The sequence below is a fragment of the Sphingomonas pollutisoli genome (assembly GCF_029167165.1).
GTDB classification, from domain to species: domain Bacteria; phylum Pseudomonadota; class Alphaproteobacteria; order Sphingomonadales; family Sphingomonadaceae; genus Sphingomonas; species Sphingomonas pollutisoli.
Map to the genome: position 1 here is coordinate 335,646 of NZ_JARFNJ010000006.1, position 11,194 is coordinate 346,839.

Annotated in this window: 12 protein-coding genes; 8 read left to right on the forward strand and 4 right to left on the reverse strand. The window is 65.2% G+C overall.

The window, feature by feature from the left end:
• The first annotated feature begins 38 nt into the window (after positions 1-38).
• The 4 genes from PX554_RS15610 to PX554_RS15625 all read left to right on the forward strand — a co-directional run bounded on the left by PX554_RS15610 (position 39) and on the right by PX554_RS15625 (position 4,216).
• Positions 39-752, forward strand: coding sequence for a 2OG-Fe dioxygenase family protein (locus tag PX554_RS15610; protein WP_256326196.1), 714 nt, complete (start codon positions 39-41; stop codon positions 750-752).
• Positions 753-833: 81 nt separating this feature from the next.
• Positions 834-2,054: a YihY/virulence factor BrkB family protein gene (locus PX554_RS15615; protein ID WP_275503233.1), complete on the forward strand. Its 1,221-nt coding sequence runs from the start codon at positions 834-836 to the stop codon at positions 2,052-2,054.
• Entirely contained in the window at positions 2,054-2,716 is a 663-nt protein-coding gene (locus PX554_RS15620) for an HAD family hydrolase (RefSeq protein WP_256326194.1), read from the forward strand. The genes PX554_RS15615 and PX554_RS15620 overlap by 1 nt, the downstream gene beginning before the upstream one ends.
• Before the next feature lie 117 nt (positions 2,717-2,833).
• Entirely contained in the window at positions 2,834-4,216 is a 1,383-nt protein-coding gene (locus tag PX554_RS15625) for an SDR family NAD(P)-dependent oxidoreductase (protein WP_275503235.1), read from the forward strand.
• Positions 4,217-4,220: 4 nt separating this feature from the next.
• Here PX554_RS15625 and PX554_RS15630 read toward each other — a convergent pair whose 3' ends face one another.
• Complete coding sequence (locus PX554_RS15630) at positions 4,221-5,051, reverse strand: hypothetical protein (protein WP_275503237.1); 831 nt, start codon at positions 5,049-5,051, stop codon at positions 4,221-4,223.
• A gap of 180 nt (positions 5,052-5,231) precedes the next feature.
• On the opposite strand from PX554_RS15630, the gene PX554_RS15635 reads away from it, so the two are divergent.
• From PX554_RS15635 to PX554_RS15650, 4 genes are read left to right on the forward strand one after another with little or no spacing between them, the layout of a single operon-like run.
• Complete coding sequence (locus PX554_RS15635) at positions 5,232-7,121, forward strand: HAD-IIIC family phosphatase (RefSeq protein ID WP_275503239.1); 1,890 nt, start codon at positions 5,232-5,234, stop codon at positions 7,119-7,121.
• 19 nt (positions 7,122-7,140) lie between these two features.
• Entirely contained in the window at positions 7,141-7,731 is a 591-nt protein-coding gene (locus PX554_RS15640; RefSeq protein WP_093223848.1) for an LbetaH domain-containing protein, read from the forward strand.
• On the forward strand, positions 7,724-8,011 hold the full coding sequence (locus PX554_RS15645; RefSeq protein ID WP_256326193.1) for an acyl carrier protein: 288 nt from the start codon (positions 7,724-7,726) through the stop codon (positions 8,009-8,011). The genes PX554_RS15640 and PX554_RS15645 overlap by 8 nt, the downstream gene beginning before the upstream one ends.
• A 55-nt stretch (positions 8,012-8,066) precedes the next feature.
• Complete coding sequence (locus PX554_RS15650; RefSeq protein ID WP_093223847.1) at positions 8,067-9,050, forward strand: class I SAM-dependent methyltransferase; 984 nt, start codon at positions 8,067-8,069, stop codon at positions 9,048-9,050.
• A gap of 19 nt (positions 9,051-9,069) precedes the next feature.
• Here the strand turns inward: PX554_RS15650 and PX554_RS15655 are convergent, their stop codons facing one another.
• The 3 genes from PX554_RS15655 to PX554_RS15665 all read right to left on the reverse strand — a co-directional run bounded on the left by PX554_RS15655 (position 9,070) and on the right by PX554_RS15665 (position 10,941).
• Entirely contained in the window at positions 9,070-9,630 is a 561-nt protein-coding gene (locus PX554_RS15655; RefSeq protein WP_093223845.1) for an NUDIX domain-containing protein, read from the reverse strand.
• Between the two features lie 167 nt (positions 9,631-9,797).
• Positions 9,798-9,962: a hypothetical protein gene (locus PX554_RS15660; RefSeq protein WP_176787130.1), complete on the reverse strand. Its 165-nt coding sequence runs from the start codon at positions 9,960-9,962 to the stop codon at positions 9,798-9,800.
• A gap of 454 nt (positions 9,963-10,416) precedes the next feature.
• Complete coding sequence (locus PX554_RS15665; RefSeq protein WP_093223842.1) at positions 10,417-10,941, reverse strand: Ros/MucR family transcriptional regulator; 525 nt, start codon at positions 10,939-10,941, stop codon at positions 10,417-10,419.
• Positions 10,942-11,194: the final 253 nt, after the last annotated feature.

Genomic DNA, 11,194 nt, shown 5'->3' on the forward strand with positions numbered 1-11,194 from the left:
GCCTATGGCCGGCCAGCATCTTTCCCGAAGGACCAGCCGTGGCGATCACCCCATCCACTTTGACCAGCGCCCTGGCGGAGCGTTTTTTCCTACACCTCTCCGCTCCGGACGCGCTCGCCCTGCTGGATCGTCCGTCCTCCGAATGGACGGCTTTCGCGACATCCTGGGATCGTCTCGGCCCCGATCGCTACATGGCCGACGGCGGCCGCTACCGCCGCCGCCGCCACGCGACGTTCGAGGTCCGCGCCGGCGCGCTCCGCCGCAAGCCGCACCAGCCGCACTTCCAAAGCCGCGATTACAACCCGCTCAACGGCGACGTGCAGCGCTGGTTCGATCCGATCGAGCCCGCCATCGCCGACAGCGCGATCCTGCGCGCGATCTTCGAGCGCTTCACGCCGGTGTTCGACACGCTCGACGAGCGTGGCGCGGGCGCGGCATGGCACAGCGAAGTCCACCAGTTCCGCATCGAAACTTCGCCCGCCGAACTCGGCCGGCCGACGCCCGAGGGGCTGCACCGCGACGGCGTCGACTGGGTCTTCGTCATGCTGATCGCGCGCGAGAACGTCGCCGAGGGCGTCACCGAAATCGGCGATAATGAAGGCAATCCGCTCGGCCGCTTCACACTCGGCGCACCCGGCGAGTCGGTCGTGCTCGACGATCGCCGCATCCGCCACGGCGTCACCCCGATCGTCGCGCGCGACGGCACGCCCGCCCACCGCGACGCGCTGGTCGTCACCTGGCGCGCCGACTGACACGAAGCGGCAGGAACGGAGCCGGCGCCCGGCGGTTGTGACGATGCCCCTCGCGACGGGCGGCGCACAAATGGGGCAAAGGTGGACAGACAAGGGCGCGATGCCGTCAATCCGTGGCATATGCCGTTCGCGGCCTGGCGCGCCGTCGCGCAGCGGACCTGGGGCGAAGCGGGATCGGACAATATCGGCCTGATCGCCGCCGGTGTCGCCTTCTACGGGTTCCTCGCGCTGGTCCCGCTGCTCGGCGCGACCGTGCTCGTGTACGGCATCGCCGCCGATCCGCCGGCGGTGACGCACGACATTACGAAGCTGGCCTCGGTGATGCCGGCGGACATCGCCAGGCTGATCGGCGAGCAGTTGATGAACGTCGTCGAGACCTCCGACGGCAAGAAGGGGCTCGGCCTGCTCATCGCACTCGCGCTCGCGTTGTTCGGTGCGCGCAATGGCGCGGGCGCGATCATCACCGCGCTCAATATCGTGTATGAAGAGAAGGAGACGCGCAACTTCATCCACGTCAACCTGCTGGCGCTGATGATGACGACGTTGGCGGTCATCATCGCGATCCTGGCGCTGGCAGCTATTGCGACCCTCGGCTACCTTGAGGCGTTCATCCCCGACGCGCCCGGTCTTCTGGTCGTTGCCGGCAAGATCGTCGTCTATGGCCTCCTCATGCTGGTCGGGGCAGCCCTCGCGGCGAGCTTGTATCGTTACGGCCCGGCACGGCGTCGCGCGCGGTGGATATGGCTTACGCCGGGGTCGCTTCTCGCCGCCTTGATGTGGTTGGCGCTCACGATGGGCTTCGGCATCTACGTCGCCAACTTCGGCAACTACAATGCGACCTACGGATCGCTCGGCGCGGTCGTGGTCACGCTGACCTGGCTGTACGGGTCGAGCTATATTCTGCTGTTTGGAGCGGAACTCAACGCCGAACTCGAACATCAAACCGCACGCGATACGACCGGCGCCGGCGCGCCGATCGGCGAGCGCGGCGCGTGGGTGGCGGATCACGTCGCCGACGACGGGTGTACGGGCGATGATACGACCGAGGCCCGCATGGTGGGCATTGTCACGCGGGAGCCGTCGTGGAACCCATCGTCGGTGCCGAGCGCTATCGTCGTCAGCCGGATCGCCGCGCGGGCGGGCGGCTTTTCCTGGTTGCCGAACGGCAGCCTTGCCACGACGGTAGCTGCGACCGTCGGCCTGTCCCTGCTGCGCAAAGGAAAGGCGTGGCCGAGTATGGCGCTGCTCGGCGGCACCGCCGCGCTCGTCTGGCTGCGCCGCCACCGACCAAGGACCATGTGATGATCAAGGCGATCTTCTTCGATGTCGACGGTACGCTCGTCGATAGCAACGAGCAGCACGTCACCGCATGGCATGATGCGTTCGCGGAACAGGGGCTTCGGATCGCGCGCGACGCGATCCGTGGACAGATCGGCAAAGGCGGCGATCTGTTGGTCCCCGCGCTAGTGCCGGACGCCAGCGACGCGTTGCGACAGACGCTCTCGGAGCGCCACGGCGCACTGTTCAAACGCGCGCACCTCGATGACGTAAAGCCGTTTCCGGCCGCCGCGGCGTTGGTCCGGCACGTCCACGAAAGTGGCCGGCAAGTCGTGCTCGCATCCTCCGCCGACGCGAAGGAGGTCGCGCATTACGTCGAACAGCTCGGCATCGGGAGCGCGCTGCACGCCACGACCACGATCGACGACGCCGAAACATCGAAGCCGGCTGGCGACATCTTCGCGGCTGCATTGGAGAAGGTGAAGCCGCTGACGCCGGACGAGGTGATCGTCGTCGGCGATACGCCCTATGATGTCGAAGCGGCGGCCAAATGCGGGATTCGAACGGTCGCGGTGCGATCGGGTGGCTTCCCGGATGCTGCGTTGCGGGAAGCGGGCGCGATCGCGCTGTATGACGATGTCGCCGAATTGCTCGCGCGCTTCGACGAGTCACCGCTGAACCGGTGAAGACGGGCCGCCGATCGACCACTCGATTGTCGATCCGGAGCCGGCTAGGGGCTCCGTGGGGAAATCGGGGAGATCAGGGTGTCTGACGCGCGGTGTATCGGTCGCAAATGTTTCGAAATGGCGGACCAGGAAACGTTCGCGTGGCTTTCGGGGGATCGCAATCCGCTCCACCTCGATCCGCTCGCGGCGCGACGTACGCAGGCCGGTGTCGTGGTGGTGCATGGCGTCCACGCGATGCTCTGGGCGCTCGATTGCTGGTTGGAAGCTGTTCCCTCCGCCTCCGTGGCCGCGATCGGCGCGCGCTTCGACAAATTCGTGGAAGTCGGCGCTCGGATCGAAGCGCGCGCGAGCACGACTCGCAACGGCACGCGCCTGGAGATATATTCGGGCCGGTCGCGGCTTGCCGTCTTCAACGTCCGGCACCAAGCGCCGGAGAGCTCAATCCGGGAGGACGAGAGTGCGTTCTCCTCGCCGAACGTGATCGACATTCCGGCGGAGCCGAGACCACTCGATTTCGACGATGCCGCGCGGGCGGCGGGCGTAATGCCGGTGCGGCACATCGCCCCGCATTTCGCCGCCTTGCGCCGCACGATCGGCGGTGCCGCCGTCGATGGCTTAGCGGGCTTGTCCACGCTTGTCGGGATGATAGCGCCCGGATTGCACTCGATCCTCGCCGGCCTCGATATCACGTTCGATGAACGCGTGATGTCCGCCGGGGGCATCGCCTTTCAGGTGGAACGCGCCAGACCCGAAGTCAGGCTACTCGACATCGCCGTGCGGGGCCGCGGGCTTGCTGGCACGGTGAGAACGTTCGTGCGGTCGCCACCGGTCACGCAACCCACGATGCGGGACATGCGCGCGATGATCGGCGCCGAGGATTTCGCGGGCCGCACCGTGCTCGTCATCGGCGGATCGCGCGGACTTGGCGAGTTGGCCGCCAAAGCCCTCGCGGCGGGCGGCGCCACGGTGACGATTAGCTATCTCGTCGGCCGAGCCGAGGCGGAGGCGGTGCGGGCCGATATCGTCGCGAGCGGTGGCCGATGCGAAGTCCTGCGCTACGACGCGCTGCAGGATCCGTCGCTCCAGCTCGAAGGTGTGATCGGCGATGTGGAGCAGCTCTATTATTTCGCGACCACCAAGATTTTCGTTCGTACCGAAGACGCCTTCGATGCCGAGATCTTCCAGCGCTTCTGCCAGGTCTATGTAGAGGGCTTTTCGCGCATCTGCGCCTACTTGTCCAAGCGGGGCCGGAGCGTGCGCGTCTTCTATCCATCATCGGTCGCGGTAACCGATCGCCCACAGGCGATGACCGAATATGCGATGGCCAAAGCCGCCGGCGAAATCCTGTGTGCCGACATCGGCCGGTTCGTCCCGCACGTCGATACGATGGTGCGGCGTCTTCCTCGCCTCCTCACCGATCAAACCGCGGGCACGCCCTGGATCGAGACCCCCTCGGGTGTCGACGTGATACTCGATGTCGTCCGCGAGATGAGCCGTTAGCGCATCACTGCCGCGCGACGCTCCAGCGATCAACGGTGAGATGGCCGACACCCTTGACGGGTTCGACGCCGAGCGAGATTCCCCAAAGCCACTCGTCGCCCGTGATCGTCTTGTTGGCGCGTAGCCAGGCGAGCGCCGCCAGCATGTCGAGCGTGCCGGTGCGGATGTCTTGCGCGCGTTCGGGGCCGAACATGCAGAATTTGTCCTCGATCCGCACCGCCCAACGCATCCCGTTGGGATCGACGAACACCCCCACCGGGCGCGCGTTCTCGAACCAGGTGCGCGATGACTGGGGCATATGCAGGAACCAGCCGATCTCGAGCACCTTCGCGTCGGGGTCCGTGTCGCTCGATCGCAGATACACTTCCGACAGCACGTTGCCGTCGCCATTGCCGTTGGCGATCGTCCACGCGAACGTCTGACGGAATTCGCGCACGTCGCGAACGCGCTTGGGCGGCACCGCCACATCGGGTTCGCCGCCGTCGTAATTGCCGTGCATCACCGCGCTATACGCCCATACGCCGGGTCCGTTGGTCGGGCCGAACGGGGGCCAGCGCCAATAGAATTGCGTGTCGCTGGGGAATTTCTTCAGGTTGACGACGATATGATCGGCTCGCGGCGCCCAAAGCTTGGTCAATGCGGTCATTTCGCCGCCCCACGGCTGCGAATAGGCGAAATAGGGCCCGCTCGTGAACGGCGTCTTGGCCGGCACCCGGACATGCCCGTCGGGCGCGGATGGAACGGTTGCCCACACGATCGCGGCGACACTCGCCACGAGGACCACCACGACGCCCAGCGCGATCCGCAGCAGCGCCCCTATGTTGACCTTACGCATCTGTGGACCCCGTTCTAGTCTGGCGAGCCGTTCGACCCGTATCGTCTGCGAAACCGTAGGTCACCCACTTTATCAATGTCATGAGCCGGCGCCGAAGCCGCGAGCGCTTGCTTTGCCGGCGGCGACGGATAAAGCGCCGGGGATACGGCATGTGAACCGAACGCGAGGCGCTGAACCAGAATGCGGACACGGCTCGACTGGCTGCTGACCAGCGCGGACATTCCCTATCTGACGTCGGACGAGTCCCTGCCCGATAGCGCGCTCGCCGAGCAGGTCCGGCAGTTGGCCCAGTATGAACTCGGCTTCTCCCAGATCTTCAAACTCGACCGCCGGTTGCGCAAGATCGCTGATCCCGCCCGCTATGCCGGTGTCTTGGCGCCGCTTCGGCTCGCGGTGCTCGGCGCCTCGACGCTCGATCATCTGCTGCCGGCGCTGCGCGCGGTGGGTGCGCGCCACGGGTTCCTGATCGACTGTTATCTCGCGCCATATGGTCAATATCTTCGCGAGATCGCGGATCCGGCTTCGGCTCTGCACGCCTTCGCGCCGGAGGTCGTGCTGTTCGCGCTCGATGCCACCCACCTCGTCGGCGAGCAGATCAGCGATGCGCCAGACGCCGCGCTCGATGCGACGATGGAGCGTCTTCGCGCAGCGTGGCGTGGCGTGATCGCGGGGTTCGGGGCGCAGGTGATCCAGCAAACCGTTCTGCCGCGGATGTTGCCGCTGATGGGCTCGAACGAGCACGCGCTCCCCGGATCGCCGGCGCGGATGGCCGCTGCGCTGAACGCGCGTCTGCGCACGGCCGCCACCGAGGAAGGCATCGACCTGCTGGCGATCGACGATGCTGCCGTGCATGACGGCCTCGCCGCGTGGCATGATCCGGTGTTGTGGCTGAAGGGCAAGCAGGAAATCTCGCCGGCGGCGGCCCAGCATTATGCGGACCTGGCGTTGCGGCCGGTCTTGGCGCGGCGCGGGCGTTCCGCCAAATGTCTGGTGTTAGATCTCGACAATACGCTGTGGGGCGGTGTCATCGGCGACGACGGGTTGGGCGGAATCGTGCTCGGGCAGGGCAGCGCGGAAGGCGAGGCATACCTGTCGTTGCAACGCTACGCGCTCGATCTGATGAAACGCGGCGTGCTGCTCGCGGTCTGCTCGAAAAACGACGACGCCGTCGCGCGCGCGGCGTTCGAACAGCACCCCGAGATGCTTCTGCGTCTCGACCATATCACCAGCTTCGTCGCCAATTGGGAGGACAAGCCGACGAACCTGCGCCGCATCGCCGATGAGATCGGCATCGGCCTGGATTCGCTCGTGTTCGTCGATGACAACCCGTTCGAGCGCAATCTCGTCCGCAGCGCGCTGCCGATGGTGCGCGTGCCTGAACTGCCCGAGGATGCGGCGCTCTACGCCGGAACGCTGGCGCGCGCCGGCTATTTCGAGGCGCTGGCGCTCACGCGGGAGGATCGCGAGCGTACCGCTTTGTACGCCGCCAATGCCGCCCGCGAGAAGACCCGTGCGAGCGGTCTCGACATCACGAGCTACTTGGAAAGCCTCGACATGGTGCTGGAATGGCAGCGCTTCGACGCGGCCGGCCAGCAGCGGATCGTGCAACTGGTCAACAAGACCAACCAGTTCAACCTCACCACGCGCCGCTACACCGACGCGGAGATTGCCGCGCTCATCGCCGATCCGAACGCGCTGGCGTTGCAGTTCCGGCTCCGCGACACCTTTGGCGACAATGGTGTCATCGCGATCGTGATCGGGCATCTCACGCCCGGCGGCGAGCTCGATCTCGAAACCTGGCTGATGAGCTGCCGCGTGCTCGGGCGTGGTGTCGAGACCGCGTGCCTGGGAGTCGTCGCTGGCGAGGCGAAGCGTCTGGGTGCGACGGCACTGCTCGGGCGTTACGTGCCGACCGAGCGTAACGACATGGTCCGCGAGCATTACCCGAGATTGGGTTTCGTGGCGGACGGCGCGGATCACGGCGAGACGCGTTGGCGCTTCGATCTTGACCGTCCGCTGCCCGACGCGCTTAATATCAGCGTGATCGACATTCGGGGGAGCGCGACGTGAGCGATCGGCGGACGCGCGGATGAAGGCGGCGGCAAAGCAGTTCGTACTCCTGCTCAATCTCGTCCGGCTCTGGCCCACGCTTTTGCTCGTCGCGTTCAGCAGGGCCGGCGCGCCGATCCGCGCCGACATCCGCCGCTGGTGCACTATCCTGTTTCACGAGGAGCCGACGGGTTTCGCCTTACTCCATCGGCACATGTATTTGATGGTGTTCTTCAGGGAGTATCGCAACCTCGCCTATCTGCGGTTGCCGGGTTCGCGCGCCTATCGCTGGATGATGCCGCCGCTCGCCAGCCTCTATCTGGACATCCCCGATCTCGGCCCTGGGTGCTTCATTCAGCACGGCTTCTCGACGATGGTCGCGGCGGAGCGGATCGGTGCGAATTTCTGGCTCAACCAGCAGGTAAGCATCGGCTATTCCAATGACGACGATTGCCCGACGATCGGAAACGATGTCACCGTGCGGCCTGGCGCGAAGATCGTCGGCAAGGTGAGGATCGGCGACGGCGCCACAATCGGCCTCAACACGGTGGTGACCGGGAACGTGCCGGCTGGCGCCACCGTGTTCGGTGTTCCCGGACGCGTCATCTGGCGTAACCGTGCCGATGGCTGACACTCTTTCCAACGGTATCGAAAAGGACGAAGCGATGCAGCACGACGAGATTGTCGAGGAACTCACCGGCATCTTTCGGGACATTTTCGACGACGACGATCTGGTCTTGCGCGACGACATGACCGCCGCCGATGTCGCGCGGTGGACCTCGCTCAGCCATATCAATCTGATCCTCGCCGTCGAAGACGCCTTCGACATCAAGATCGGTTCGGGCGATATCGAGAAGCTGACCAACGTCAGGGCGCTGCTCACACTGATCGAGCGCAAGGCCGCGCGCTGACGTTCACGATGGGGTGGTCGTATTCGGCACGGTCACGACGGGATAGGGGCATCTCATGCTGATCACGAACCTGGCCACGATCTCCGATCTTCTCGCCTGCCCGGCGTGCGGCGCCCGGCTCGACGTGCCCGCCGACGACGGACCCGTGACGTGTGCGGCGGTCGATTGCCCCACGGCATCGTTCGATCAGGTCGGCGGTCAGGATGTGCTGATCGAATTCAGCGGCAGCGTGCTCGACCGCGAAACCATGCTGGCGACCGGCGGTGCAAGCGTCTGGAAGCGTGATCGGTTGCGCTGGTGGTTCGGGCGGATCGTCTACGGGATCAACCCGATCGCGCGCCATTTCGCGCGCACCGTCATCGCCGAGCTCGAACGATCGCCGCGCGAACGGCCGCTTGTCCTCGTCATCGGCGGCGGCGCGATCGGCAGCCGCGCCGAGCCGCTCTACGAATCCGACAAGGTCGGGGTGGTGGCGTTCGACATCTATGCCTCGCCCAACATCACCTTTCTGGCCGACGCACACCGCATTCCGCTCAAGGACACCAGCGTCGACGCGGTCTGGATTCAGGCGGTGCTCGAACTGACAGTCGATCCGATCCAGGTCGTCAGCGAAATCCGCCGCGTGCTGCGCCCGGGCGGACAGGTATTCGCGACGACGGCCTATCTGTGGTCGGTGTGCGAGGGCGCCTATGATTATTCTCGCTGGACCCCGAGCGGCCTCCGCTGGATGTTCCGGCATTTCGACGTACTAGCGCTTGGCAGCGCATCGGGACTGGGCACCGGCGTGCTGCTCGCGCTGCGGGCACTCGCGCAGTCCTTGCTACGCAGCAAGAAAGCCGGGCACGTCGCGACCTTGCCGTTCTTCTGGCTGCGCTTCCTCGATCGCTTCACCGGCACCCGCGTCGCGCTCGACGCGGCACCGGCGCTGTTTTTTCACGGGCGCCTGGCGGATCAGCCGATCGACGTCCCCGAGTTGGTGCGGTTCTACGATGACCAGATCGCGCTGGAGCGTGAGGGCCGGCGCGTCAGGGAAGGGTGACCCTGGCAAGCGCCGCCGGTCAGGCGAACAGATCGGGCCTGCGCACCCGCAGCGCAAGCAGCAACGTGACCAGCTTGCCATCGGGAAGACGACTATCCTCGTACCTTGCCCAAAGTTCGGCCAACGGGATCTCGTGAACGGTGATGTTTTCGTGTTCTTCCGCAAGCCCGCCGCCTGACGCGATCCGGTCGGTATCGGCATATGGGGCAAGGAAATAGTCCAGCCGTTCGGTCGCGTTGCTTGGCATCGGCCAGATGCAGCCGACGTGATCGAGCGCGTCGAGGCGCACGCCGGCTTCCTCCATCGCCTCGCGGCGCGCGCATTCCTCGGGATCGTCGCTGTCGAGCTTGCCGGCGATCGCCTCCAGCATGTTGGGGAAACCGAGGAGGGTGACCGGCGCGCGCGGCATCGAGACGGTTAACGCCATGCCGGTCGCGGGGTTGTAGGGGAGTACTACGACGGCCTTGCCAAGTTCGATGACGTGCCGGTCGAACGTCACGCCATCGGGCGTGCGCAATCTCACCATCACGAGGTTGAGCCAACCTTGATAGATGGAACGGACGGAGTCGATCGCGAACATGGCGCGGCCTATGCCATCGCGCCATGCGCTACGCCACAATAAGCTCGGCCGCAGATCGTCAGGCTATCGGAGGAGCGGGCGCACCTTGGGTACGCGCGCGCGATCGATGGCAGGGACAACGGCGGGCCGAGGGTCGCTCGGCCCGCCGTGTGTCCGCAATCGTGAGCTTATTGCGGCGAGGTGCCGCCGCCCGTGCCGCCAGTGCTGCCCATCGGGCTGGTGGTGGTGCCACCGGCCGTGCCGCCCATCGAACCGGCAGTGCCGCTCGTCGAACCGGTGGTACCGCCCATCGAACCGGTGGTATCGCCGGTGGAACCCGTCGTGCCGCTCATGCCACCCATTCCATTTTGACCGGTCGACGACGAACCGGTCGATCCCGAGCCGTGACGGCCGCGGTGCGATGAGCCGCTTTTCTTTGAAGATGAGCTTCCCGTCGTCTGATCGGTCCCCGACTGCATCGATTGACCCGAGGTAGACCCCGGCGATGATTGCGTTCCGCCCATGGTGCCCGACCCGCTGGTCGATTGACCCGTTGAGCCAGTGGTCGATTGTGCCAGAGCGGCGGCGGGAAGTAACGCGGCGATAGCGGTGGCGAGAAGTACATTGCGCATCTTGGGAAATCCTCTTCCGTGTGATGGCATGAACCGGCAAGCCAGTGTGATCGTTCCGATTTTTCTTACTGTCTTAAGTTAAGAGTAGCTGCGGCAAGGTCGCGGTGTCACGGCTCGCGTTCAGGCGCGGCGCTGTCGCTGCGTCGCCCGATCCTTATCGGGCGACGCTTTCCGCTCACGCGGTCTCGTCGGCTTTGCGGCGGGTGCGCTTGGCGGATGCCGCGTCAGGTTCGCCCGTGGCCGATGCCTCCTCGGGAGCATGTGCCGCGCCGCGGCCCTTGCGGCCGAGGCCGATCCGCTGCGCCATCGCCCGCCGCGCGAGCGAGTAATTCTCGGAAACCATCGGATAATCCGGCCGCAGGTTGTAGCGTTCGCGATACTGCACATCCGTAAGGCCGTGGGTCGAAAGATGGCGGCGCAGTGTCTTGTACGGTTTGCCGTCTATCATCGAGATGATGTAATCTTTCGAGGCGAGCGATTTGCGAACCGATACGGCGGGCGTGAACGCATCGGCGGCCGGAGTTTCTTCGCCTGTGGTCTCCGTCGCGCTCGATCCCGAATCGAGTTCGAGGAGGGTGCCGTGCATCGTGCGCAGGAACGCCGGCACATCTTCCGCCGACACGCGGTTGTTCTGATTTCCAAGCCATGCGATCGTCAGTTCGGTCGCGAGTTCGATGGGGTTCAAGGTTTCTTCAGCCATGACACTGTGTCCATATGATCGAGCGGCGATGGACGCGCGCTGCGGGCGAGGGGTTGATTTGTAACCTGTCTCTTATGTCCAACGTCTCACGACAATGCAAATGGTTGCTCGCGGTTTATCTTGGAGGAGTATGCCACGCGAGTGTCTTGTAGGCGTATGAGCGCTACCTGAACTTGTCCTGAAAGAGTTTGATCGCGTTCCTTGGAGCATAAAGGCCTAGGCGGAAATCGGTGTGACCGACTTCATCTTTAGC